24 protein-coding genes are annotated in these 23,295 nt (G+C 64.0%); 13 read left to right on the forward strand and 11 right to left on the reverse strand.

Annotated elements, in window-relative coordinates:
- Position 1: 1 nt before the first annotated feature.
- The 6 genes from ACVJNE_RS13730 to ACVJNE_RS13755 form a co-directional block, all read right to left on the reverse strand.
- A complete protein-coding gene (locus tag ACVJNE_RS13730; protein ID WP_499566365.1) occupies positions 2-739 on the reverse strand; it encodes an SDR family oxidoreductase in 738 nt (245 codons plus the stop codon).
- Positions 739-1,776: a Rieske 2Fe-2S domain-containing protein gene (locus ACVJNE_RS13735; protein ID WP_499566367.1), complete on the reverse strand. Its 1,038-nt coding sequence runs from the start codon at positions 1,774-1,776 to the stop codon at positions 739-741. Before ACVJNE_RS13735 ends, ACVJNE_RS13730 begins: the two co-directional genes overlap by 1 nt.
- Before the next feature lie 60 nt (positions 1,777-1,836).
- Entirely contained in the window at positions 1,837-2,604 is a 768-nt protein-coding gene (locus ACVJNE_RS13740; RefSeq protein WP_499566369.1) for an ABC transporter permease, read from the reverse strand.
- Positions 2,605-2,672: 68 nt separating this feature from the next.
- Positions 2,673-3,647, reverse strand: a complete 975-nt coding sequence (locus ACVJNE_RS13745) for an ABC transporter substrate-binding protein (RefSeq protein ID WP_499566371.1) — start codon at positions 3,645-3,647, stop codon at positions 2,673-2,675.
- Positions 3,648-3,674: 27 nt separating this feature from the next.
- Positions 3,675-4,445 (reverse strand): ABC transporter ATP-binding protein, encoded by a 771-nt coding sequence (locus tag ACVJNE_RS13750; RefSeq protein WP_499566373.1) that lies wholly within the window; start codon positions 4,443-4,445, stop codon positions 3,675-3,677.
- A complete protein-coding gene (locus ACVJNE_RS13755; protein WP_499566375.1) occupies positions 4,435-4,737 on the reverse strand; it encodes a recombinase-like helix-turn-helix domain-containing protein in 303 nt (100 codons plus the stop codon). Before ACVJNE_RS13755 ends, ACVJNE_RS13750 begins: the two co-directional genes overlap by 11 nt.
- A 235-nt stretch (positions 4,738-4,972) precedes the next feature.
- Between ACVJNE_RS13755 and ACVJNE_RS13760 the strand changes: the two genes are divergently transcribed.
- Positions 4,973-6,103, forward strand: a complete 1,131-nt coding sequence (locus ACVJNE_RS13760; protein ID WP_499566377.1) for an FAD-dependent monooxygenase — start codon at positions 4,973-4,975, stop codon at positions 6,101-6,103.
- A 57-nt stretch (positions 6,104-6,160) separates the two neighbouring features.
- Here the strand turns inward: ACVJNE_RS13760 and ACVJNE_RS13765 are convergent, their stop codons facing one another.
- Both ACVJNE_RS13765 and ACVJNE_RS13770 read right to left on the reverse strand, forming a co-directional pair.
- The gene (locus ACVJNE_RS13765) at positions 6,161-7,162 is read right to left on the reverse strand and encodes an MBL fold metallo-hydrolase (protein WP_444724964.1); all 1,002 of its coding nucleotides are present in this window, start codon (positions 7,160-7,162) and stop codon (positions 6,161-6,163) included.
- Positions 7,163-7,276: 114 nt separating this feature from the next.
- Positions 7,277-8,224, reverse strand: coding sequence for a cupin domain-containing protein (locus ACVJNE_RS13770; RefSeq protein WP_499566379.1), 948 nt, complete (start codon positions 8,222-8,224; stop codon positions 7,277-7,279).
- Positions 8,225-8,293: 69 nt separating this feature from the next.
- Here ACVJNE_RS13770 and ACVJNE_RS13775 point away from each other — a divergent pair, with 69 nt between their 5' ends.
- The 10 genes from ACVJNE_RS13775 (at position 8,294) to hpaH (ending at position 18,135) form a co-directional block, all read left to right on the forward strand.
- Positions 8,294-9,118, forward strand: coding sequence for an IclR family transcriptional regulator (locus tag ACVJNE_RS13775; protein WP_499566381.1), 825 nt, complete (start codon positions 8,294-8,296; stop codon positions 9,116-9,118).
- 170 nt (positions 9,119-9,288) lie between these two features.
- Positions 9,289-10,293 (forward strand): ABC transporter substrate-binding protein, encoded by a 1,005-nt coding sequence (locus tag ACVJNE_RS13780; RefSeq protein WP_499566383.1) that lies wholly within the window; start codon positions 9,289-9,291, stop codon positions 10,291-10,293.
- Positions 10,290-11,084 (forward strand): ABC transporter ATP-binding protein, encoded by a 795-nt coding sequence (locus ACVJNE_RS13785; RefSeq protein ID WP_499566384.1) that lies wholly within the window; start codon positions 10,290-10,292, stop codon positions 11,082-11,084. The genes ACVJNE_RS13780 and ACVJNE_RS13785 overlap by 4 nt, the downstream gene beginning before the upstream one ends.
- Positions 11,084-11,869 (forward strand): ABC transporter permease, encoded by a 786-nt coding sequence (locus ACVJNE_RS13790; protein WP_499566386.1) that lies wholly within the window; start codon positions 11,084-11,086, stop codon positions 11,867-11,869. Before ACVJNE_RS13785 ends, ACVJNE_RS13790 begins: the two co-directional genes overlap by 1 nt.
- A 146-nt stretch (positions 11,870-12,015) precedes the next feature.
- Positions 12,016-12,402, forward strand: a complete 387-nt coding sequence (locus tag ACVJNE_RS13795) for a 5-carboxymethyl-2-hydroxymuconate Delta-isomerase (protein ID WP_499566388.1) — start codon at positions 12,016-12,018, stop codon at positions 12,400-12,402.
- A gap of 11 nt (positions 12,403-12,413) precedes the next feature.
- The gene (gene hpaE / locus ACVJNE_RS13800; RefSeq protein WP_499566390.1) at positions 12,414-13,931 is read left to right on the forward strand and encodes a 5-carboxymethyl-2-hydroxymuconate semialdehyde dehydrogenase; all 1,518 of its coding nucleotides are present in this window, start codon (positions 12,414-12,416) and stop codon (positions 13,929-13,931) included.
- A 61-nt stretch (positions 13,932-13,992) separates the two neighbouring features.
- A complete protein-coding gene (gene hpaD / locus ACVJNE_RS13805) occupies positions 13,993-14,973 on the forward strand; it encodes a 3,4-dihydroxyphenylacetate 2,3-dioxygenase (RefSeq protein ID WP_499566392.1) in 981 nt (326 codons plus the stop codon).
- Between the two features lie 62 nt (positions 14,974-15,035).
- Positions 15,036-16,457 carry a pyridoxal phosphate-dependent decarboxylase family protein gene (locus ACVJNE_RS13810; RefSeq protein WP_499566394.1) on the forward strand — a complete coding sequence of 474 codons (1,422 nt, stop codon included), beginning with the start codon at positions 15,036-15,038 and terminating at the stop codon, positions 16,455-16,457.
- Positions 16,454-17,326 (forward strand): fumarylacetoacetate hydrolase family protein, encoded by an 873-nt coding sequence (locus tag ACVJNE_RS13815; protein WP_499566396.1) that lies wholly within the window; start codon positions 16,454-16,456, stop codon positions 17,324-17,326. Before ACVJNE_RS13810 ends, ACVJNE_RS13815 begins: the two co-directional genes overlap by 4 nt.
- A 5-nt stretch (positions 17,327-17,331) precedes the next feature.
- A complete protein-coding gene (gene hpaH / locus ACVJNE_RS13820; RefSeq protein ID WP_499566398.1) occupies positions 17,332-18,135 on the forward strand; it encodes a 2-oxo-hept-4-ene-1,7-dioate hydratase in 804 nt (267 codons plus the stop codon).
- 22 nt (positions 18,136-18,157) lie between these two features.
- On the opposite strand, the gene hpaR is transcribed toward hpaH, so the two are convergent.
- The 3 genes from hpaR to uxuA form a co-directional block, all read right to left on the reverse strand.
- Complete coding sequence (hpaR, locus tag ACVJNE_RS13825; RefSeq protein ID WP_499566400.1) at positions 18,158-18,622, reverse strand: homoprotocatechuate degradation operon regulator HpaR; 465 nt, start codon at positions 18,620-18,622, stop codon at positions 18,158-18,160.
- Between the two features lie 84 nt (positions 18,623-18,706).
- Positions 18,707-20,200 (reverse strand): mannitol dehydrogenase family protein, encoded by a 1,494-nt coding sequence (locus ACVJNE_RS13830; protein ID WP_499566402.1) that lies wholly within the window; start codon positions 20,198-20,200, stop codon positions 18,707-18,709.
- On the reverse strand, positions 20,197-21,414 hold the full coding sequence (gene uxuA, locus ACVJNE_RS13835; RefSeq protein WP_499566404.1) for a mannonate dehydratase: 1,218 nt from the start codon (positions 21,412-21,414) through the stop codon (positions 20,197-20,199). Before uxuA ends, ACVJNE_RS13830 begins: the two co-directional genes overlap by 4 nt.
- Positions 21,415-21,559: 145 nt before the next feature.
- Between uxuA and ACVJNE_RS13840 the strand changes: the two genes are divergently transcribed.
- The gene (locus ACVJNE_RS13840; protein WP_499566405.1) at positions 21,560-22,252 is read left to right on the forward strand and encodes a GntR family transcriptional regulator; all 693 of its coding nucleotides are present in this window, start codon (positions 21,560-21,562) and stop codon (positions 22,250-22,252) included.
- A gap of 41 nt (positions 22,253-22,293) precedes the next feature.
- A complete protein-coding gene (locus ACVJNE_RS13845; protein WP_421929047.1) occupies positions 22,294-23,274 on the forward strand; it encodes a TRAP transporter substrate-binding protein in 981 nt (326 codons plus the stop codon).
- Positions 23,275-23,295: the final 21 nt, after the last annotated feature.

Consider the following 23,295-nt stretch of genomic DNA (forward strand, 5'->3'; position numbering starts at 1 on the left):
CTCAATTGAACACGAAGCCGTTGTTGACCGGCAGCACCTGCCCCGTCAGCGACAGCGCGCCTTCGGAAAGTAGGAAGGCGACAACGTCGGTGATCTCGCCGGGCGCCTGAGGCCCTGGAACCGCCCTGCCCTCCGCGTAAAGCCGGTGGCGCGCCTCGGGCACGTAGTCGGTCGACTCCGTCGTCAGGATGCCAGGCGCCACCGCGGTGACCCCGATCCGGTCGGGACCCAACTCGCGAGCGAACGAGCGCGTCATGGCCATGACGGCGCCTTTGCTGGCGACATAGGACATCAGGCGCGGCGCGCCCCACAGTGCAGTGTCGGACGCGACATTGACGATGCGACCGGAACCGGAAGCCTTGAGCGCGGGCGCGGCGGCGCGGGTCATCAGCCAGGTGCCACGCACATTGACATTCATCACCCGGTCCCAGCTATCGATCGCGATTTCGTCGTAGGGGATGCCGCCGATGCCGGTCGCGATGGCGCCATTGTTGACGAGCCCGTGCAGCACACCATTCCCCTCTCGCGCGAGATACGCGCCGACCGCTTCGATCGAAGCCGGATCGGCGAGATCCACGGGTAGGAAGCGCGCGCCGAGGCCCTGAGCGACCGCACGGCCTTCGTCCTCCGCGATGTCGGCGAGCAGGAGGTCTGCCCCCTTCGCCGCCAGGCTGCGGGCGATCTCCACCCCCAGCCCGCGCGCAGCGCCCGTGACAAGTATGGTGCGTCCATCGAGCATCAGCCTGCCGTCTGCTCCAGCTCGGCTTCGACCTGGCTCTTGGCAGCACGCGTCAGAATCTGGCGCACGCGCGAGACACCGAGATCGTGCTGGTAAAGCATCTCGCGCCTGCGAGCGTCGTCGGGCATGCCCTCGAGCATGACGCGATCCTGTTCCAGAACATTCCAGTGGTTGCGCTCCAGCCTGGCGCGATAAAGGAAACGCCAGCTCTCTCGGGCGAGCCCCGACACCTGCCGCATGCGCCAGAAGAAGACCTTGCAGGTCGTCGCGTCGACCGGCGTCACGAAGCCGATGATGCGGAAGACGCCGCCGGGTCCGGCAGCCGGCGGATACGGGATCTCCAGGAAGCAGAACATCGAGCCGGGATGCACCTCGAACTCGGTCCAGTCGAAGTTTTCGCCGACCTGGCCGACACGGCTGATGCGGAACCCGGCGTCGGTCTTGTCGAGCTTCATCAGGTCCTGCTTGGAGCCGAAGGCAAGCGTGAAGCTCTCGGCATGCAGGTAGCAGCCGTGCATCGGGTCGGCGAGGTTGTCGAGCGCGTAGCGGTAGTTGGTTTCCCATAGCCCTGTGCAGAGGAAGCCGGTCCAGTCGTCGCTCGTCAGCTCCTTGGGCAGCACCAGCTCCGGCGCCTCGGGCTGTTCGATCGACGGCACATAGACAAAGACCGCGTCGTTGGCCTCGGTCACCTCGAACGACTTCAGCGCCTTGCGCCCTTCGAGCGCGCATTCCGGCATCGCTGGAACCCGAACCACCACGCCATCGCCGTTGACGACCACGCCGTGATACCGGCAGCCGATATTGCCCTCGTGGATTTCGCCATAAGAGAGCGGCGCGCCGCGATGCGGGCAGAAATCTTCCACACAACGAAGGCGGCCCTCGGCGTCGCGCCAGAGCACGATCTTGTCGCCGAGCAGCCTTGTGCCATAGGGCTTCGTGGCCTTCACCTCGACCGACTTCGCAACCGGATACCACTGGCCGAGCAGGCCGCTGTTCACCCGGTCCTCGATCAGGGTTTTCTTATCGGTGGCTGTCATGTGCGTCTCCATCCTCGATGGTCGGAGGCCTCCCGCCTCCGCAATGTTTCGACCGGCCTGCTAGTGCTGGGCCTTGGGCAGGTAGTGGAGCACCCGCTCCTCGATCATGACGAGGACCGTGTAGAGCAGGTAGCCAATGATGGTCAGGAGCACGATGGCGTTGAACACCATCGCCGCGTTTGCCTGACCGCCGCCGTAGGAAATCAGGAAGCCGAGGCCGGTATTGCCGCCCACCAGCTCTCCGACGGTCACGCCGATGACGGCGAGGGTCGAGGCGATGCGCAGCCCGGCCATCAGGTTCGGCACGGTGGACGGCATCTCGACCTTCAGAAAGATGCCCCAGCGCGACAGGTTGTAGGCGCGCGCCAGATTGACCAGATCGCGGTCGACGGTGCGCATGGCCTGTAGCACGTTGACGAGAACCGGGAAGAACACGATCAGCACGGTGACCAGCAGCTTCGGCATGGCGTTGTAGCCGAACCACATTATGAAGAGTGGCGCGAAGGCGACCTTGGGAGCGATCTGCAGCGCCAGAATATAGGGCGACAGAACCTTCTCCCAGAACTCGGACATGCCGAGCAGGTAGCCGATCACCGCGCCGAGCAGGCTGCCGATGGCAAAGCCGAGCACGGTGTAGAGCGCGGTCGACAGGGTGTGGCCGACAAGCCCTTCCTGCATCCACATGCGCTTCAGTTCAGCAAGACAATCCGTAACCGTCGGAATGATGAACTTCGGAACGTCGAGCGCCGGCGGCAGGAACTGCCAGGCGAGCAGCACGAGCACAAGGAGACCAAGGCTGACGACAAGCGTTCCCGAGCGAGCGTTCATGGCTGGCTTCCGTGGTTTGGTTGCCGAGACCGGAGCGCGCGCTCCGGTCTCTATCGAGCTTGCCTGTGTCATTGGACAAAGTCGTTCGTGTAGAGATCCTCGACGGGCACGGCGGTCTGGACGATGCCGTTGTCGACGTAGAAGGCCTGCACCTTGGTGATGCGCTCCGGATCGAAAGCGCCGAGCGGCTGGTTCTCGGCTTCCGGATAAACAAGCGTCGCGTAGGAGCGCATGATGCCCTCGATCTCGGCCTCCTTGCCGGCGTGCTGGGGCATGGCGGCGACATAATCCTTTGCAGCCTGTGCCGGATCGGCGGAGATGTCGCGAACAGCTTTCAGGACCGCACCGACGAACCCGCGAACGATCTCCGGCCGCTCGGCGATCGTCTTATCGGAGGCGAAGATGGCCTGCGCCATCGCCGGGAACACCTCGTCGACCGGCATCTGCTCCATCTCGACGCCCGCAGCCTCGATGGCCGCGATCCATTCCGGCACGCCGGACAGCGCCTGCAGATTACCTGCGATGGTGAGCTGGATGATGCCGCCCGGCCCGACAGCCTGGATGTCGGCGTCGCCCTTCGACAACTCGACCGAAGCGAGCACGCCGAGGAGGTTGTAATAAGTCGTGTCCTGGAAGGCGAGGACGCCGATCGCCTTGCCCTTCAGGTCGGCCGGGCCGGTGATGCCGCTATCCTTGCGCCATGCGAGCTGTGTCAGGCCGCGCCCGCCGAGCAGAGCCACGCCGCGAATGTCGAGACCGTTGGCCCGCACGATGATCGGCGTGTCGCCGATGCCGCCGCCCAGATCGGCGTTGCCCACGGCGACCTGCGTAGCCACGTCAGCACCGCCCTTGCCGACCTGGAACGTCACCTCGAGGCCGGCCTCGTCGAAATAGCCCTTGCTCTTGGCAAGCTGGAAGGGGGCGAAGGCCGGCAGAAAGTCCGGCGCGGGGAAGAGGTAAGTTACCTTTTCGGCAGCGAAGGCGGCCGTCGCGGAAGCCGCCAGCATTGCGGCGGCGATGGTCGAACGAAGCATGTGTCTCATGAAATTCCCCTTTGCGTTCTTGAGCCGTCAGACGGCTTTTTCTTCGAGCTTGAGATGCTTGAACAATTGCGCCGCATAATCGCTGACCTCCGGCATCACCCTGCGGCGAAGCGGCTGGTCACGATGTGGGAGGTCGACCTTGATCTCGGCCACCACGGTGCCCGGCCGTTCGGAAAGAACGAGGATGCGGTCCGACATCAGCACCGCCTCGGCGAGATCGTGGGTGATCAGCAGCGTCGTCTTGCCGGTTTCCGAAATCGTGCCGGCAAAGCTGTTCTGGAGCAGCAACTTGGTCTGGGCGTCGAGCGCTGAAAACGGCTCGTCCAGCAGCACGATCTCCGGCTCGATGGCCAGCGTGCGCGCCAGGGCCGCGCGCTGCCGCATGCCGCCGGAAAGCTGATAGGGATAATGGTTCTCGAACCCAGCCAGATGGCAGCGCTTCAATTCGGCCATCGCGCGGTCGCGGCGTTCCGACTTCGCCACGCCGCGCGCTTCGAGGCCGAACTCGACATTCGAGACGATGTTGCGCCAGGGCAGAAGCAGGTCCTTCTGCAGCATGAAGCCGACATGCCCGTTGGGGCCGCCGACTCGGTCGTCGCTGACCAGCACCTCGCCCTGGGTCGGCTGGTAGAGGCCCGCCGTCATGCTGAGGATCGTGCTCTTGCCGCAGCCGGAAGGCCCGACAACGGATACGAACTCGCCTCCATTCACGCGGAAGCTGATATCGTTGACTGCAACGAGGTTCTGGCCGGAGCCGGTCGTGAATTCCTTCGTGACCGAGCGAAACTCAAGCGCCATAGCCGTCGGCCTCATAGGCGGCATCGAGCTCGCGGTTGGTTGCCTCCAGCTCCTCGGCCAGAAGCGCCTCATCCCAGTCCGTGCGGCCCGACCGCGGCGCGACCACGCCCTTGTCGGCGAGCTGACGCGCGACACCGGCGAAGTCGTGCTCGCCGGTTGCGTAGATCGCCATCAGCGCATCCGCCAGCTCGCTCTCTTTCTCGTCCAGTTCGCGGCCCCGGCACTGGTGCGCAAGATCCGCCCGGCCCGTATCGAAGGCACGCTGCGAGAGGCGATCTTTAAATGCGTCCATCTCTAGCTCCCCAGCTATGTTCAAATAAGAACACTTTGTTCAAAACAGATTGCCTCAAGCTGAAGATGGAGTCAACTGGCCTTGTGGAAGGCGGATCGGATGGGACATATGTTGGCTAGGGGGATCGGCAACGCTGGCGCGCAAGGGGCTTCCCCGCCGCGTTGACAGGGGCATTCCACGCAAGTATCGTCACTTTGAACAATTTGTTCATTTTTGAACACTGGAGTGATGTCTGATGAAGATCGTGATTGCCGGCGGTGGCGTCGGAGGAATGGCGGTGGCGATCGCCCTGCAGAAGCAGGGTCATGCAGTGACGATCTTCGAGCGGACGCGCGCGTTCGGCCGCATCGGCGCAGACGTCAACCTGACGCCCAATGCCGTCCATGCGCTGGACGGCCTGGGCGTGGGCGATGTGCTGCGTCAGACGGCGGCCCGGCCGGAATTTCGCATCAGCCGCATCTGGGACACAGGCGAAGAGACCTCGCGACTGCCGATGAGCACGGCCGCGGAGGAGCGTTACGGCGCACCGCAGCTCACCATTCACCGTGCCGATCTTCTCGCCGCGATGGAAGGCGCACTACAGCCAGGCACTATCCGTTTTGCGTCTTCGGTCGAGACTGCGGAACCGGATGGCGATGGTGTTGCACTGGTTCTGTCAGACGGAACACGGGTGCAGGCCGACGTGGTGATCGGCGCCGACGGCATCCATTCCGCGGTCCGTCATGCCCTGTTCGGCGAGGATCGCCCGCGCTTCACCGGCCTCGTTTCCTACCGATCCGTGTTCCCGCGCGAACGCGGTAACAGTATCCCCAATCTCGATTCCTTCACCAAGTGGTGGGGCCCGACCGCAGACCGCCAGATCGTCACCTTCCCGCTCAATCGGGGCGAGGAGATATTCGTCTTCGCGACCACCTCGCAGGAGGGCTGGGCAGAGGAAGGCTGGACGCTGCCGGGCGACATCGACGAACTGCGCTCGGCCTATGCCGATTTCCATCCGGAAGCGCGCGCCCTGCTCGACGCCTGTGAGGATGTCACCCGCTCCGCGCTGCATGTGCGCGAGCCGATGCCCCACTGGTCGCGCGGCGCGATCACGCTGCTTGGCGACGCCGCCCATCCGATGGTGCCCTTCATGGCGCAGGGCGCCTGCATGGCGGTCGAGGATGCCGTCGTGCTTGGCCGCGCCCTGGAAGGCGCTACCGGTGCAACGGTGCCGGATGCACTGAAGCGCTTCGAGGCTGCCCGCATACCGCGCACCACACTTGTGCAGGAAGGGTCGCTGGCCAACGACTGGCTGAAGCAGGGCACCAATGCCGATTGGGTCTACGGGTACGACGCCTGGGCGACGGAACTGACCGAGCCGGCTTGAGCCGGGTCCCTTCCTGGTCACAAGAGAGGCGACGGCAACCCGCCGCCCCTCGCCGTTTCACACTTCCATCAGATCTTCACCGACGATGACCCTACCGGAAAAATGCCTGCTGACGCCGGCAGTCCATCCTTCCGGCGTTTCTTCCGGGTCGAAACCCGGCACGAAATGATTGAGGACGAGCGTCTTGACCTTCGCGGCCTCAGCGATGCGGCCGACATCCTCAAGGGGCGTGTGAATGGCGATTACGGCCTTGAGAACACGCTCGATTTCTTCGGGCGAGCGTCCCTGCGAGGCAAATTTCTCGCGGAACAATGCGGCCGTGCGCTCCTCATTGATAACCTCGTGCACCAGCACGTCGGCATCTTTCGCCAGTTCCGTCAGTTCCTCGCTGGCGGCAGTGTCACCGCTGAAGACCACGACACGATCCGCCGTTTCGAAGCGATAGCTGTAGGAAACATGGTGCACGCCGTCCTTGTGCCCCTGGTTCGGATAGTGGGTGTTCTCGACACAGGTCACGCGAACACTGTCGTCCTCGTACACCGGCCCGGAGGCCGATATGTCGTGCCCACGGAATAGCTCGCGCGGCGGCTTCTTGCCACCGCTGAAGGCAAGCCGCACGGCCGCATTCGGTTCGAAATACTCGACGAACGCCTCGACCATGGCCTCCGTGCCGGGCGGCCCGTAAGCTTCGGAAGGTGAAGCGCGGCCATTCGACCAGGCGAGCCCCATCAGCGTTCCCATATCGGCATTGTGGTCGTCATGATGATGGGTGATGAAGATGCGACCGACGCGGTGCGCCGCTATTCCGGCAAACATCAACTGTCGCGCTACGCCGTTCCCCGCATCGACAATGTAGGGCTCGTCATTGACGAGCAGGACATTGGCAGGCTGGTTGCGTCCCGGCAGGGGCGTTGGGCCTCCGCCTGTTCCCAGCAGGATCAGCCGTGTCGATTTAGACTGCGCCGTGGGCGACTTTGCTTCAGCCGAGATAGCTGGGAAAGCTGAAGCGGCAGCGCCAGCGACCATCAGCTTCAGGCCGGTTCTGCGTGTAATCTGCATTTTTCCTCTCCTCCTCATAGTCCTTGTGGGCCGCGGCAAGAGGCGGGCATGCGCAGCCCGGTCTGTCGCCCCGGCTCTGGCCGGGGCGCAGGTTCAGATCGAAGACCGTATGTCTCAGGCAGCTTCGTAGATGATGCTGTCCTCTTCCGCCGAACCGATGACCGACCAGACGGTCGCGTGGGCGGCGGAGTTGTTGCGGAACCAGTGCTTGCGGCCCGCCGGGGTCTTGACCAGGTCACGCGGCCCGAGTTCGAGCTCGACCTTCTCGCCATTCTCTTCCCAGCCCACCGTCAGCGAGCCTTCGAGGACGAGGTAGGCGTCTTCCACGTCGCGCACGATCGGCTTGATGCCCACCTGCGACGGGATGCCGAGCATCTCCTTGCGGCAGGTGTCGTCCTCGATGCCGCCCTTGCCGACATAGATTTTGCGGGTAAAGCCCGCCTTCTCCCAGACGGTCGGCAGTTCGCTGTGGCGCACCACATACTTCGCCATCAGTTTCTGCAGCGGGTGGCTGCCATTGCGGTCGAAGGGCAGCGTCTTGCCGGGCGCTGCGCCGAAGCTGCGGGCGAGTTCCGCCGGATGCTCCTTCGGATGGTAGTGATAGACGGGCGGCAGCGGCTTGCCGACGTCGACCGAGATCGACATCAGCACCGGCGTTACGCCATCGTTGCGGAAGCCATGGCCGATCTCACGGGCGTTGAGGATCATGTCCCTGGCGCCGAGCTTCACCTCGACGACCTCGCCGTCCTTCTCCCAGCCGACGACCAGCACGCCGTCGATGATGAGGAAGCTCTCCTCGATCTCGTGGCTGTGACAGGCGGCATATTTGCCCGGCTCCTTGTAAATCAGGCTCACGGTGAAATGGTCCGGCTTGAGCGTCGTCGTGTCGCCGACCTTGGGCGAGCCGCCGGCACCGATATAGCGCATCTGCGCGCGGGCCAGATCGTCGAAGCCTGCGTTGGAAGGAAATGCGTTCCAGTCGAACGACTTGTCGGTGAAGCGGCCGACATGGGCCGCGAGTTCCTGTGCCAGCGCGGAGGTGGGCGTGGTGTGCATGGTCATGGGGCTGTCCTTTCTCCTCAACTGCAACAAGGCTATCGGGACGGCGTTTCACCTGCTAGACGCCGTTTTATGGATAAAACGCAAGTCGACACCCCTCGCACACAGTCCGACGACAAATATCTCGTGCCCGGCCTGATCCGCGGCCTTGAAGTGCTGCAGGCTTTCACGCCCGAGACGCGCGAGATGACGCTTTCGGATATCGCCCGCCGCCTGGGCACCACCCGCTCGGCTGCCTTTCGCGCCGTCTACACGCTCGCCCACCACGGCTACCTGCTGCACGACCAGCAAACCGCCCGCTACACGCTCGGCCCGGCGGTGCTGCGGCTCGGCTATGGCTATCTCGCAACGCGCGAACTGGTGGAGATCGCACTGCCGGAGCTCGAGAAGCTGCGTGATGCGACCGACTGGTCGGCGCATCTGGGCGTGCGCGACGGGCGCTTCGTTCTCTACATGCTGCGGGTGCCCAGCCACCTTGGCCTGGCCAGCATCGTCCATGTCGGCAGCCGGCTTCCGGCCGCCGGCACCACCATGGGCCGCGTGCTCCTCACCGACCTGAACGAAGACGGCCTGCTGCGGCTCTATCGTGACGAGACCTATCAGAACGCGCCCGGCCAGACCCCGCGCAGCCTGACGGAATTGGTCGCGCAATGGCGGCGCGACCGGAAGGCGGACGCGGTGGTGCAGATTGGCAGTTTCGAAACGGGGATTGCCAGCGTGGCAGCACCTGTCCGCGACATCAGCGGCAACATCGTCGCCGCGATAAACGTCACCCGGGCGGCTTCCGGCAGTGTCGTCGACGACATCGAAGCCGGGGTCAAAACGGAAGTGCTCCGTACGGCCGCCGCCATCACCCGGTTGCTTGGCGGCCTCCCCGAAAGTACCGCAACCGAGTGAGGCCGCGCCTCTCACCCGGCGAAACACGCACGTATTGCGATCGGTAACACACGGATTTCATTGCGCAAGTCCTGGCTGCGCAATGTCCAGTCGAGGTCTGGACTTGCAACAGTTCTAATTTTGCGCCTAGTATTGAACAATAGGTTCACATTTGAACATGGAGCGAAACGATGGAATTGACGCGGCGAAGCCTGATGCTGGGCGCAATGGGGAGCGCTGCCTTGCTGTCGCTTCCGGTCGGAGCGCGAGCGCAGAACGCGTTCAGTTTCATTACCCCCTTCACCTTCTCCCTGGCCTTTGCGCCGGTGCTGTATGCCGACGCCGCCGGCTACTACAGCGACGAGGGGCTGGAGATGAACCTGCAGGCCGGCAAGGGCGCGGCGCTGGCAGCACAGATGACCATTGCCGGGCAGATGGATTCCGGCCGCACCGGCGGCACCAACTACATCGTCTCCCGCGTCAACAACGACGCGCCGCTGATCTCGATCGCCACCATTGCGCAGATGTCGCCTTTCTTCGTACTGTCCTCCACTGAGAACCCGGTGAACACGATCGCCGACCTGGAAGGCCGCACCGTGGGCATGGCGACGCTCGGCGGCTCGATGGAAGGTACGCTCGACCTGATGATGACCAATGCCGGCGCATCGCCGGAGAAGGTCAACAAGGTGAAGGTGGCCGATTCAGCCGCCTCCTTCGCGCTGATCGAAGCCGGCCGTGCCGGCGCATTCCTCGGCAATACATCGTCCATGGTGATTGCAAGCTCCGCACGCGACGACGTCGCGGCGATGCCGATCGATGACGGCATGCCCGGGCAGGTCTATGTCGCGCGCCCCGATCAGGTGGCGGAGAACCCCGAAAAGTTCGTCGCCTTCCTGCGCGCAACCCACCGCGCGGCGAAGGAGATCGTCGGTACGGAAGACCTGACGCCGATCCTTACGACGATCGGCGGCAAGCACGATGTCTCCGGCCTCAAGAACATGGAAACCGCCCAGAAGGACCTGCGCGCCAACGCCGAGAACTGGGCCTCGAAAGGCGAGGAAAACCTGCTGCGCAACATTCCCGAAATGTGGGACCGCGCCGTGGAGCTGCTTGCCGGCGCGAAGCTGATCGACAAGACGGTTCCGGCGACCGAACTCTACACCAACGACCTGCTCGATCAGGCTCTCAAGGCATGAAGATGGAGACGGAGGCCGACATCCGTCTCGCGGGTGTCGGCAAGACCTTCGGCAGTGGCGCGAACGCCGTCCGCGCCATAGGAGATGCCACGCTGGACATGCAGCGCGGCGATTTCATCTCGCTTCTGGGCCCGTCGGGTTGCGGCAAGACCACGCTTTTGCGCATCATTGCCGGTCTCGAGAGGCCGACCGAGGGCGAGATTCTGGTACGCGGCCGCGCCGTCTGGGAAGGCGGGAAGCGGTCTGGTGAAGCGACCCGCCCGGTTTCGATGATGTTCCAGGAAGCGCGGCTCTTCCCGTGGTTCACTGTCGCGGAGAATGTGGCGCTGCCGCTGCGCCTGCAGGGCGTGGCGAAGGCCGAGCGGGAAGCGCGCGCGCATGCGCTGTGCGAGACCGTCGGCCTCAAGGGTTTCGAAACGATGCGCCCGTCGGCCCTGTCCGGTGGCATGCGCCAGCGTGCATCGCTTGCCCGCGCACTCATCACCAAGCCGCAGGTACTGCTTCTCGACGAGCCCTTCGGCGCGCTCGATGCCATGACCCGCGACACGCTCAACATGGAGCTGATGTCGGTGTGCGCCGAAGCGCGAGTGACGACCATCCTCGTCACGCACTCGATCACCGAGGCCGCGTTCCTTTCGGATCGCGTGGTGGTGCTCGCCGCACGGCCCGCGCGCATCACCGAGGTCATCGAGATGCCGTTCGAACGTCCGCGCACGCTCGACCTGCAGCGCACCACCGCGTTTCAGGACATGCTCGTGCGACTGCGCTCCGCACTGACGGGAGGCCATTGATGCGCACAGATCGTCTCATCCGCGTCGCGCTGCCGACCGGCACGGTCATCGCCTTCCTGCTGATCTGGACGCTCTATGTGCAGACGGCCGAGGTGTCCGCGTTCATCCTCCCGACGCCGTGGCAGATCATCATGGCCTTCGTCGATCTCGTGAGCGACGCATCGGTTTGGCGCCATGCGCTCGTCACCGTGATCGAGGCCGTTTCAGGCTTCTTCATCGCCGTGTTTCTGGGCGTCACGCTGGGCATGGCCATGGCGCGCGTCCAGATGCTGGAATGGGCCTTCAAGCCGTTCATCGTCTGCCTTCAGCTCATCCCCAAGATCGCGCTGGCGCCGCTGTTCATCCTGTGGTTCGGCTTCGGGCTGGAATCGAAGATCGTGATCGCCGCCGCGCTCGCCTTCTTCCCGGTCTTCTCAAACGCCCTTGTAGCCTTCCGCTCGGTGGAGCCGGGCGACCGTGACGTGTTCACCATGCTGCAGGCGAACCCGATCCAGCGCTTCACCATGCTCGACCTGCCGACGGCGCTGCCTGTCGTGCTGGCAGGCGTCGAGGTCGCGGTGGTGATGTCGATGATCGGCGCGATCGTCGGCGAATTCATCGGCGGCAATGAGGGGCTCGGCTATCTCGCCGTGGCCATGTTGCAGGAACTGCAGGTGCCCGGTCTGTTCGCCGTGATCGTGCTGCTGACACTCATCGGCCTTACGCTCTACACGCTGATCTCACAGCTCCGCGCGTGGCTTACGCCATGGCACAGCTCAGTCGCCGGCCGCGAGAATACGGCCTAGGCCTGTTTGGCCTGCGACGACAGCCGGTCACCGGCACACCCGTATAAGATCATTGCGACCACCTGCACTCTCGTGCCGGTGGTCGCTTTGCTTGACAAGGCCGCCATTATTTAACATGTTAATGAGAATGCGCGCGGGGAGGAACGATGCCGCATCTGACCATCGAATATTCGGCCAATCTGGACGGGCGTGCCGATCTCGACGCGCTCTGCGCGGCGCTGCTGGAGACCGTGCTGGAAACCGGCCTGTTCGAGGTTGGAGCCGTGCGCGTCAGGGCGCTGCGCGCCGATCACTACGCGATCGCCGACCGCTTGCCGGAAAACGCTTTCGTCGACCTCAGTTTCCGGATCGGCAAAGGTCGCAGCGCTGACGAGAAGAAGCGCGCCGGAGAGGCGATTTTCGCCACCGCCAGCAGTCTGCTTGGTCCGTTCTTCGAGACGCCGCATTTCGCGCTGTCGCTCGAAATCCGCGAGATCGACGCCGACCTGAGCTGGAAGAAGAACGCCATTCATCCGCGCCTGCGCGGCAAGTGACAGGAAACCGCATGTCGAAGCTCGAGGAAAACATCGCGAAGGCAGATGCCTATCTTGCCCGCTTCAGGGAACATGGCGTTATGAATCGCATCGCCGGCGAAGATCTGCCAGCCGCCGATGGAGTGACATTCGAGACCATCTCCCCCGTCGATCTGAAGCCGCTTGCCACCGTTGCAAGGGGTACGGCGGCTGACATCGACCGCGCCGCGAAGGCCGCCAAGGCAGCCTTCGCCGAATGGGCGACGATGCCAGGCGAGACGCGCAAGAAGCTGCTGCACAGGATAGCCGACGCAATCGTGGCGCGCGCGGAGGAGATCGCCTTCGTCGAATGCATGGATACTGGGCAATCCCTGCGCTTCATGGCCAAGGCGGCGCTGCGCGGGGCGGAGAACTTCCGCTTCTTCGCCGACCGTGCGCCGGAAGCCCGCGACGGCAAGACGCTGCGCACGGAAGGTCAGGTCAACATGACGACGCGCGTGCCGATCGGCCCCGTCGGTATCATCACGCCGTGGAACACGCCCTTCATGCTTTCCACGTGGAAGATCGCGCCGGCGCTGGCGGCAGGCTGCACCGTCGTGCACAAGCCGGCCGAGCTTTCGCCGCTGACCGCGCGCCTTCTGGTCGAGATCGCGGAAGAGGCCGGCCTCCCCAAGGGGGTATGGAACCTCGTCAACGGGTTCGGCGAAGACGCCGGCAAGGCTCTCACCGAACATCCGCTGATCAGGGCCATCGGCTTTGTCGGCGAGAGCCGCACCGGCTCGCTGATCATGAAGCAGGGGGCCGACACGCTGAAGCGCGTGCATTTCGAGCTCGGCGGCAAGAACCCCGTCATTGTCTTCGCCGATGCCGATCTGGAGCGCGCGGCGGATGCCGCCGTTTTCATGATCTATTCGCTCAACGGCGAGCGCTGCACCTCCTCCTCGCGCCTGCTGGTCGAGGCAAGCATCCATAATCGCTTCACCGCCCTCGTCGCGGAGAAGGCGAAACGCATCAAGGTCGGCCACCCGCTCGACCCGGACACTGTGGTCGGGCCGCTGATCCATCCGGTGCATGAGAAGAAGGTGCTCGACTATATCGAGATTGGCCGGAAGGAGGGCGCCACGATCGGTGCCGGGGGCTGCAAATTCGATGGCCCCGGCGGCGGATGCTACGTCTCGCCGACCCTGTTTACCGGTGCGAGCAACACAATGCGCATCGCGCAGGAGGAAATCTTCGGGCCGGTCCTGACCGCTATCCCCTTTGCAGACGAGGCCGAAGCGCTGGAGCTTGCCAACGACGTGCAATACGGCCTCACCGGCTATCTCTGGACTTGCGATGTCACGCGCGCCTTCCGCTTCACCGATCGTCTCGACGCGGGCATGATCTGGGTGAACTCGGAGAATGTGCGACACCTCCCGACGCCCTTCGGCGGCGTGAAGAATTCCGGCATCGGCCGTGACGGCGGCGACTGGTCGTTCGACTTCTACATGGAGACGAAGAACGTCGCCTTCGCTACCGGCGCTCACGCCATCCCGAAACTCGGCGGCTGACCGCGCAAGCACACGATAGAAACCGCCCTCGCCTGTCGGGGCGGATCGGAGGAGGAACCCGATGCCCGTACCCCAGCCGAACCTCTACCCGCCGTTCAACATCGTGCGGCTCAGCCATGTGGAATTCGGCGTCACCGACCTTGCGAAATCGCGCGCATTCTACGTCGACACGCTTGGCCTGCAGGTCACGGACGAGACGGCGGAAGCGATCTATCTGCGCGCCATGGAGGAGCGTGGCCACCACTGCATCGTGCTGAAGAAATCCGGCAAGGCGGAAGCCCGCGACCTCGGCTTCAAGGTGTTCGACGAGGACCATCTCGACAGGGCCGAACAGTTCTTCAGGGAAAAGGACCTGCCGGTGGAATGGGTCGAGCGCCCCTATCAGGGCCGCACATTCCGCACGCGCGACCCGCATGGTGTGCCGCTGGAATTCTATGCGAAGATGGATCGGCTACCACCGATCCACCAGAAATACGCGCTCTATCGCGGCGTGAAGCCGCTGCGCATCGATCACTTCAACTGCTTTTCGCCCAACGTCGACGAAAGCGTCGCCTTCTACAACGAGATCGGCTTCCGGGTGACGGAGTACACCGAGGACGAGGAGACCGGCCGGCTGTGGGCAGCCTGGACGCACCGCAAGGGCGGCGTGCACGACATCGCCTTCACCAACGGCCGCGGCCCGCGCCTGCACCACACCGCGTTCTGGGTGCCGACGCCGCTCAACATCATCGACCTGCTCGACCTGATGGCGACGACCGGCTGGGTTTCCAACATCGAGCGCGGCCCGGGCCGGCATGGCATCTCCAACGCGTTTTTCCTCTACATCCTCGACCCCGATGGCCACCGCATCGAGATTTACTGCTCGGACTATCAGACGGTGGACCCGGATCTCGAGCCGATCAAGTGGGACCTCAAGGACCCGCAGCGACAGACATTGTGGGGTGCGCCGGCGCCGAAATCCTGGTTCGAGAACGGCAGCCTTTTTGCCGGCACGGACGTCATGGAAGCGCAACTGAAGGCGCAGCCGATCGTCGCCCCTTGAGGAGCGTTGCATATCGGCCGCCAACCGCCGAAAACGGTGAGGTGCCGGAAAGGGAGCAGGGTATGGACAGCGAAGAATTCCGCGACTGGTCGCGACGGGTTGCCGACTGGGGCGCGGACTACCGCGCGGGCCTGCGCGAGCGGCCGGTGCGCGCGCAGACGAAGCCGGGCGACATCGCCCGTCAGATCGCGGATGCGGCTCCGGAAACGGGCGACACCATGGAGGCGATTTTCGCCGATTTCGAGCGCATCATCCCGGACGGGCTGACCCATTGGCAGCATCCGCGTTTCTTCGCCTATTTCCCGGCCAACGCGGCGCCGGTGTCGGTGATCGCCGATTATCTCGTCACGTCCATCGCCGCCCAATGCATGTTGTGGCAAACGTCACCGGCGGCGACCGAGCTTGAGACCCGCGTCGTCGACTGGCTGCGCCAGGCGCTAGGCCTGCCGAAAGATTTCTCCGGCGTCATACAGGATTCCGCATCCACCGCCACGCTTACAGCCGTTCTCGTGATGCGCGAAAAGGCGCTCGGCTGGAAAGGCAACAGCGATGGTCTTGCGGCGCACAAGGCGGTGCGCGTCTACGCCTCCGAGCAGGTTCACACTTCCATCGACCGCGCCATCTGGATTGCCGGCATCGGCGAGGCGAACCTCGTGCGCATCCCGACAAAAGGGCCGCTCAACGGCATGGACCCGGAAGCGCTCGACGCGGCCATCCGGGCCGACCTCGCCGCAGGTCATATCCCGGCCGGCGTGATCGCCTGCACAGGCGGCACCTCGATCGGCGCCTGCGACCCAATTCGCGCTGTCGCAGCAGTCGTCAGGTCACATGGGCTCTACCTGCATGTCGATGCGGCCTGGGCGGGATCAGCAATGATCTGCCCGGAATTCCGCACGCTCTGGGACGGCATCGAGGCGGCCGATTCCATCGTCTTCAACCCTCACAAATGGCTGGGGGCCAATTTCGACTGCTCGGTGCAGTTCATCCGCAGCCCCGAGGATCAGGTGCGCACGCTCGCCATCCACCCGGAATTCCTCAAGACGCACGGCCATGACGGCATCATCAACTATTCCGAATGGTCGATCCCTCTCGGCCGCCGCTTCCGCGCGCTCAAGCTCTGGTTCCTGCTGCGCTATCACGGGCTCGAGGGCCTGCGCGGCATGATCCGCAACCACGTGAAATGGTCGGAGGCACTGGCCGCGCGGCTTGCTGCCGAGGCGGATTTCGAGATCGTCACCCAGCCGGTGCTTTCGCTGTTCTCGTTCCGCCACGAGGCAGCCGACGATGCCGACGACCACAATCTCGCGCTCGTCAACGCCATCAATGATGACGGCCGCATCTACCTGACACAGACGCGCGTCGACGGCCGGATCGCGATCCGTTTCCAGGCCGGCCAGTTCGAGATGACGCGCGACGATGCCGATGACGCCTTCAAGGTGATCGTCGAGGTTGCCCGCAATCTGTCCCCGAGGAGCCCGACGTGACCGAGCGCCCTCGCCTCGCCGGCTTCTCCCATCGCGGTGTCCTGAAATACGGGCTCGTCAGAGACGACGGCATCGTCGATCTTTCCGCGCGCCATGGCGAACGCTGGTCGAGCCTTCGCGACGTGATAGACGAAGGTGCTCTGGCAAAGCTCGTGGATAAGGCGGCGATTCTTCCCGCAGATTATGCGCTCGCCGACATCGCCTTCGAGATCCCGATCCCCGCACCGGAAAAGATCATTTGCGTCGGTGTGAATTTCCCGGACCGCAACGCGGAATACAAGGACGGCCAGGACGCACCGCCCAACCCGTCGCTCTTCGTCCGGTTTCCGCGTTCTTTTACCGGTCATGACCGGCCCCTGATCCGCCCACCGGAAAGCCCCCAGCTCGACTATGAAGGCGAGATCGTCATCGTCATCGGCAAGGGCGGACGGCGCATCGCGCAGACCGACGCGCTCGGCCACATCGCCGCGCTGTCGCTATGCAACGAAGGTACGATCCGCGACTGGGTGCGCCACGCCAAATTTAACGTCACGCAGGGCAAGAACTTCGATGCCAGCGGCTCGATCGGCCCGTGGCTGGTACCCTATGCGCAGGAAAGCCAGCTTGCCGACATCACGCTCGAAACCCGGGTCAACGGCGAAGTCCGGCAGAGCGACCGCACCAGCCGGATGATCTTCTCCTTCGCCAAGATCATCAGCTACATCTCGACCTTCACCACGCTGGTGCCGGGCGACGTGATCGTCTGCGGCACGCCGACGGGCGCAGGCGCGCGCTTCGATCCGCCCGTCTGGCTGAAGCCGGGAGACGTGGTCGAGGTGGAGGCCGAAGGCATCGGCCTTTTGCGAAACACCATCGCCGACGAGGTTTGACGACCATGATGACGCCAGACGAGATCGAAGCGGCCGCGACCAGCCTCGACGAGGCCGAGCGCACGCGGGTGCAGACCGGCCTGCTATCGCTGAAACATCCCGGCATCACGATGAGCGACGCCTATACGATCCAGAGTGCGTGGGTGAAGAAGAAGCTGGCGCGCGGACGCAAGCCGGTCGGCTGGAAGATCGGCCTCACGTCCAAGGCCATGCAATATGCGCTGAACATCGACGTTCCCGATTCCGGCGTGCTGTTCGACGACATGGTCTTCGACAACGGCGCGACGGTGCCGGCCGAACGCTTCATCCAGCCGCGCGTCGAGGCGGAAATCGCCTTCGTCATGAAAGCCCCGCTAAAGGGACCCGGCGTCACCACCTTCGACGTGCTGAACGCCACGGACTACGTGACGCCTGCCCTGGAAATCCTGGACACGCGCATTCTGCGCGTCGATCCCGAGACGAAGAAGGCGCGGACCATCTTCGATACGATCGCCGACAACGCCGCCAATGCCGGCATCGTCACAGGTGGCCGCGCGATGCGACCGGACCAGATCGACATGCGATGGATGGGCGCCATCGTCAGCCGCAACGCGGAGGTGGAGGAAACCGGCCTCGGCGCCGGGGTCCTCAACCAGCCGGCCCGAGGCGTCGCATGGCTTGCAAATCGGCTGGCGGAATATGGCGATGGTATCGAGGCCGGGCAGATCGTGCTCGCCGGTTCCTTCATCCGTCCCATCGAGGCGCGCCACGGCGACACCATCGTAGGCGATTTCGGCCCTTACGGTACCGTGAGCCTGTTTTTCGCCTGACGGCCGGGAAACGCCCGACAAACTAGCCGCCGCCTGTCCTGCCGTCCAGCTTCAGGGCAGCCAGTTCGTCGAGCAGATCGAGCAGTTCCTCGACGCGTGCCGCGCCGAACCGCTGGTCGATTTCCGCATAGACTCTCCGAGAATCCGGCATCACAGCGTCAATCAGTGCATGGCCGGCAGGCGAGAGCTTGAGAAGCACGCGCCGGCCGTCGCTTTCGTCCTTGTGTTTCGTGATGAGCCCCCGCTCCTCCAGTGAGCGGATCATGCGGGTAAGGCTCGGGGCGAGGATGAAGGCCTTTTCGGCCACTTCCGTCGCGTCGAGCATGCCGGCTTCGGACAGGGTGCGGATCACCCGCCATTGCTGCTCGGTGACGTCGTGGGCGGCGAGTATCGGCCTGAAATGGCTCATGACCGCTTCGCGCGCCCGCAACAGCCCGATCGCGAGCGAGCGGCGGCGATCGGACCTTTCGGACTTTGACGACGCCATGGCACCCTCGGCACATCAGGTTGATCTTCGACAGGCTTCTATCGAACATATAACCTGCCCGCGCAATCTGGAGCGGTGGAAGTGTCAGGTCTGCGTACGATCAGTCTGCAGCCTCGCATGGACACGGATCGCTTCGGCCATGCCCAGCTCAAGCATGGTGGATAGCGCCTCGACCACCGGGCTACGCATGCGCGGATCGTCGGCCAGTTCCGTGGGGAATACATCCTGCAGGGCAATCAAGGCGTCGCAAATCGCACCGGCCTCGCGCGGAACGCCGTCAAGCCTTGCAGCGATAGCCGCCTGCCGTGGGTCTCGCAGATCGTAGCCATGGCCGTCATCCGTCAAGCCGAGGCAGTAGCGCATCCATGCGGCAACGGCGAAAGCGAATGCGCCGGCATCACCGTTTGCCGCCAGGGTTTCGCGGAGCGGCGCACAGATGCGTTGGGGCAGCTTCTCGGTACCATCCATCGCGATCTGGTAAGTCAGGTGACGAATGGCGCGGTTTGCAAAACGTGCAAGAAGCTCGGCGCGGTACGCATCGAGATCGATACCCGGTACCGGCGGAAGGGTCTCTGCACTGGCCTGCATCTGCCTTTCGGCGATGGCACGCAGCGCCTCATTGCGGACGGCTTCGCTGACTGTCTCGTGACCGGCAAGGAAGCCCGCATAGGCAAGCAGGGAGTGCGTTCCGTTGAGCAGCCGCAGCTTCATCTTCTCATAGGGTGCGACGTCCTCCACGAATAGCGCGCCGGCCGCCTCCCATTCGGGCCTGCCTGCAGCGAAATCGTCCTCGATGATCCACTGGCTGAATGGTTCGGTCTCCACCGCTGCCATGTCGCTGAACCCCGACAGCCGCTCAGCGTCTTGCAGGGTCTGCGTCGTCGTCGCCGGCGTAATCCGGTCGACCATCGAAGAGGGGAAAGTGACGGTCCCCGCAATCCATTGCGCCAAAGCCGGATCCACCCGTTCGGCGAAGTCGAGCACGATCCGCCGCACCAAACGGCCGTTCTCGGGAAGATTGTCGCAACACAGGATGGTTAGCGGCCCTGCCTCGCTTTCACGCCGTCGGCTGAGACCGGCGATCAGGAAGCCTACCAGTCCCTTGGGAGTTGTCGGGTTGTTCAGGTCGTGGGCAATCACATCGTTCGCAAGGTCGACACCACCCGTCGCTCTATCGATGCCGTAGGCTTTTTCCGTGACCGTTAGCGTCACGATCCGCGTTTCAGGCGATGCAACGGCCTCGATCACCGCGTCCGGTTCGGCCGGCGCGACGAGAACATTCGCGATGCTGCAGATGAGGCGCGCGCTGTCACCCGCCTCGTCGCGGACCATGAGGAGATAGCGTCCGTCCTGCGGATTGAGGGCGGACGCCACGTCGGCACTGCGCAGGCTGACGCCCACTATCCGCCAGTCGCCGCCGGCGAGGCCGAGAGCCGTATCGGTGTAGACGGCCTGATGCGCCTTGTGGAAAGCGCCCACTCCGATATGCACGATGCCCGCGCCGCAACTTTCCGGATCATAGGCCGGCATCGCGACGCCCGCGAGCGGCATTGACGTTGCGCGAAGGCGCGTCGTCATTGCGCCAGCCCGGCCACCGGGTGCGACAGCGCGACCATGATGCCGCGCAGTTCGGCGAGCCCCTTCAATCGGCCTATGGTCGGGTAGCCGGGCTGGCCCCTGCGGCCAAGGTCGTCGACGATGTCCTGGCCATGGTCGGGCCGCATCGGAATCTGATGGTCGGTACGGCCTTCCGCCTTGCGACGAGCCTCTTCCCTCAACACCTCGGCGATCAGCGCCACCATGTCAGTGTGGCCGCCGAGATGCTCGGCCTCGTGGAAGGAAGCCGGCGTTCCCGGCGTCTCGAGCGTGACGTTACGCAGATGCAGAAAGTGCACGCGCGGCGCGAATTCGCGCATGATCGCAGGCATGTCGTTGTCCGGTCGCGCGCCCAGCGAGCCCGAGCACAAGGTCATGCCGCTGGCCGGCGAATCGACCGCGTCGAGGATCAGACGGTAGTCGCCGGCCGTGGACATGATGCGCGGCAGTCCGAGCAGCGGGAACGGCGGATCGTCCGGGTGGCAGCACAGCCGCATGCCCAGCCTTTCGGCGACCGGCGTCACTTCCTCAAGGAAGGCGACGAAATGAGCGCGCAGTCGCTCGGCATCGATGGCAGCGTATTCGTCCAGATGCTGCAGCACCTCCCCGGTCGACATGCTTTCGGTGGAGCCGGGCAGGCCTGCGGTCACATTGGCTGCAAGCTCGATCTTGCGCGTCTCGCTCATGCCGGCGAAACGCTCGGCAGCCGCTTCGACAACTTTGGCATCGAAGCCTTCCGCAGCACCCTTGCGCTTGAGGATATGGATGTCGAATGCAGCGAAGTCGATGAGATCGAAGCGCATGCAGGTTCCGCCATGTCCGACACGGAAGGCAAGATCGGTGCGCGTCCAGTCGAGCACGGGCATGAAGTTGTAACAGATGGTCTCGAGGCCTTGTGCGGCAAGGTTTTCGAGGCTCGTCTTGTAGTTGGCGACGTGCTCGCGCCAGGCACCTTTCTGTTTCTTGATGTCTTCCGAAACGGGGAGGCTTTCGACCACCTCCCAAGCGAGGCCGGACGGCGACCCGTCCTTCATGCGGCTTATCTCTGCCTGACGCCTGGCGATCTCGTCCTTCGTCCACACCGCGCCGGTTGGAACGTGATGCAGAGCGCTGACAACGCCTTCGACACCCGCCTGCCGCATGTCGTCGACCGAGGTGAGGTCACGCGGGCCGAACCAACGCCAAGTCTGTCTCATCTGTGCATCTCACTCCCAAGGCGGTCGCTCTGCAACAGCAGCGAAGCCAGCCATGTGTCCATAGTCAGGACCCGATTCATACACAAGTGTTGACTAGTATGGAAGTATGGTGGATAGTTTTGCCCAAGGGAGGAGTAACCTGAAAATGGACACCGCCGTCATCGCGAGCGCCATAAACTCTTCGGTAGCAATCGCGCCGCAGATCTACCGGCTGCTGCGCGACCGCATCGTGCGCACCGAGCTCCTTCCCGGCGAGGTCATTTCGGAAACCGAGATCGCCCGTGGCTACGACGTTTCGCGCCAACCGGTGCGCGAGGCCTTCATCAAGCTGGCGGAAGCCGGGCTCGTGCAGATCAGGCCGCAGCGCGGCACGATGATCACCCGAATTTCGACCGACGCCGTCATGGATGCCCGCTTCGTGCGCGAGGCGATCGAGGCCGATGTGGTCAAGCTCGTCGTCGAGCGGTGCGATACGACGATCAGGACGGAACTGCTCGCCCAGATAGACCGGCAGAAGCGCGTGGCGGACGACGATTCAGACGGCTTCGTCAAGCTGGACGAGCTCTTCCACCGCACGCTCGCCGAGATGGCCGGCAAGTCATACGCCTGGAGGGTCATCGAGGAGGTCAAGGCGCAGATGGACCGTGTGCGCTACCTCAGCGTCGAGAAGCTGCATGTGCGGCTGCTGATCAGCCAGCACGAGGAAATCGTCGCGGGCATCGTCGAAAATGACGCTCCGCGCGCGGAAGCCGCGATGCGCGCTCATCTGCGTGAAATCCTGAAATCCCTGCCCGAGGTCGCCAAGGCAAGGCCGGACCTTTTCGGCGCAGCGCGATGAAACTGAAAACCGAGAAAATCAATCCACAGGGAGGATACCTCATGACGTCTCGTTCCATCATCAAGTCGTTCGCCGCGGGCCTGGCGCTTGCAGCACTGACCGCCACCGGCGCCCTCGCCCAGGAGCTCACGCTCAAGCTCGGCCACCTCGCCAACGAGCAGAACTCCTGGCACAAGGCATCGGTGAAGTTCGGCGAGGAGCTTTCCGCGCTCACCGACGGCCGCATCGCCGTCGAGGTGTTTCCGAACGACTCGCTCGGCCGCGAAATGGACCTCATCAACGGCATGCAGCTCGGCACCGTCGAGATGACGATTACCGGCGAGAGCCTGCAGAACTGGGCGCCGATGGCCGCGCTTCTTGCCGTGCCTTATGCCTACACCTCTCTCGAGCAGATGGACGGGGTCGCGAGCGGCGAGATCGGCGACCAGATCGAAGCCCAGATCATCGAGCGCGCACAGGTGCGCCCGATCGCCTATTTCGCGCGCGGGCCGCGCAATCTCACCTCGAACCGGCCGATCGCATCGCCCTCGGAGCTGAACGGTTTCCGCATGCGCGTTCCCAACGTGCCGCTCTTCGTCGACACCTGGTCGGCCCTCGGCGCCTCGCCGACACCGATGGCCTTCTCGGAGGTGTTTACCTCGCTGCAGAACGGCACGATCGAAGGCCAGGAAAACCCGCTGGCGCTGATCCAGTCCGCCTCGTTCAACGAGGTGCAAAGCCATGTGAACCTCACCGAGCACGTCCGCTCGTGGATCTACCTAACGATCTCCGAACAGATCTGGGGCCAGTTGTCGGAGGAAGATCGCGAGCACGTGCTGGAAGCGGGACGGCGTGCGCAGGAATTCGAGCGTGAGCAGTTCCTCAGCGACGAAAAGGCGATCCGCGACGATCTGGAGGGCAAGGGCATGACCTTCGTCGAGGTCGATACCGCGGCTTTTGCAACCGCCGCGCGCGACGCCGTGATCAACAGCGTCGACGAGAGCATCCGGCCGATCGTCGAAGACCTGTTCAGTCAGCAGTAGTCATTGAAACGGAGCGCGGCC

Source organism: Mesorhizobium sp. DxT (assembly GCF_058448885.1).

Coding starts and splice junctions, on each gene's coding strand:
- ACVJNE_RS13730 (WP_499566365.1), bottom strand. CDS start 739: ATGCTCGATGGACGCACCATACTTGTCACGGGCGCTGCGCGCGGGCTG.
- ACVJNE_RS13735 (WP_499566367.1), bottom strand. CDS start 1,776: ATGACAGCCACCGATAAGAAAACCCTGATCGAGGACCGGGTGAACAGC.
- ACVJNE_RS13740 (WP_499566369.1), bottom strand. CDS start 2,604: ATGAACGCTCGCTCGGGAACGCTTGTCGTCAGCCTTGGTCTCCTTGTG.
- ACVJNE_RS13745 (WP_499566371.1), bottom strand. CDS start 3,647: ATGAGACACATGCTTCGTTCGACCATCGCCGCCGCAATGCTGGCGGCT.
- ACVJNE_RS13750 (WP_499566373.1), bottom strand. CDS start 4,445: ATGGCGCTTGAGTTTCGCTCGGTCACGAAGGAATTCACGACCGGCTCC.
- ACVJNE_RS13755 (WP_499566375.1), bottom strand. CDS start 4,737: ATGGACGCATTTAAAGATCGCCTCTCGCAGCGTGCCTTCGATACGGGC.
- ACVJNE_RS13760 (WP_499566377.1), top strand. CDS start 4,973: ATGAAGATCGTGATTGCCGGCGGTGGCGTCGGAGGAATGGCGGTGGCG.
- ACVJNE_RS13765 (WP_444724964.1), bottom strand. CDS start 7,162: ATGCAGATTACACGCAGAACCGGCCTGAAGCTGATGGTCGCTGGCGCT.
- ACVJNE_RS13770 (WP_499566379.1), bottom strand. CDS start 8,224: ATGACCATGCACACCACGCCCACCTCCGCGCTGGCACAGGAACTCGCG.
- ACVJNE_RS13775 (WP_499566381.1), top strand. CDS start 8,294: ATGGATAAAACGCAAGTCGACACCCCTCGCACACAGTCCGACGACAAA.
- ACVJNE_RS13780 (WP_499566383.1), top strand. CDS start 9,289: ATGGAATTGACGCGGCGAAGCCTGATGCTGGGCGCAATGGGGAGCGCT.
- ACVJNE_RS13785 (WP_499566384.1), top strand. CDS start 10,290: ATGAAGATGGAGACGGAGGCCGACATCCGTCTCGCGGGTGTCGGCAAG.
- ACVJNE_RS13790 (WP_499566386.1), top strand. CDS start 11,084: ATGCGCACAGATCGTCTCATCCGCGTCGCGCTGCCGACCGGCACGGTC.
- ACVJNE_RS13795 (WP_499566388.1), top strand. CDS start 12,016: ATGCCGCATCTGACCATCGAATATTCGGCCAATCTGGACGGGCGTGCC.
- hpaE (WP_499566390.1), top strand. CDS start 12,414: ATGTCGAAGCTCGAGGAAAACATCGCGAAGGCAGATGCCTATCTTGCC.
- hpaD (WP_499566392.1), top strand. CDS start 13,993: ATGCCCGTACCCCAGCCGAACCTCTACCCGCCGTTCAACATCGTGCGG.
- ACVJNE_RS13810 (WP_499566394.1), top strand. CDS start 15,036: ATGGACAGCGAAGAATTCCGCGACTGGTCGCGACGGGTTGCCGACTGG.
- hpaH (WP_499566398.1), top strand. CDS start 17,332: ATGATGACGCCAGACGAGATCGAAGCGGCCGCGACCAGCCTCGACGAG.
- hpaR (WP_499566400.1), bottom strand. CDS start 18,622: ATGGCGTCGTCAAAGTCCGAAAGGTCCGATCGCCGCCGCTCGCTCGCG.
- ACVJNE_RS13830 (WP_499566402.1), bottom strand. CDS start 20,200: ATGACGACGCGCCTTCGCGCAACGTCAATGCCGCTCGCGGGCGTCGCG.
- uxuA (WP_499566404.1), bottom strand. CDS start 21,414: ATGAGACAGACTTGGCGTTGGTTCGGCCCGCGTGACCTCACCTCGGTC.
- ACVJNE_RS13840 (WP_499566405.1), top strand. CDS start 21,560: ATGGACACCGCCGTCATCGCGAGCGCCATAAACTCTTCGGTAGCAATC.
- ACVJNE_RS13845 (WP_421929047.1), top strand. CDS start 22,294: ATGACGTCTCGTTCCATCATCAAGTCGTTCGCCGCGGGCCTGGCGCTT.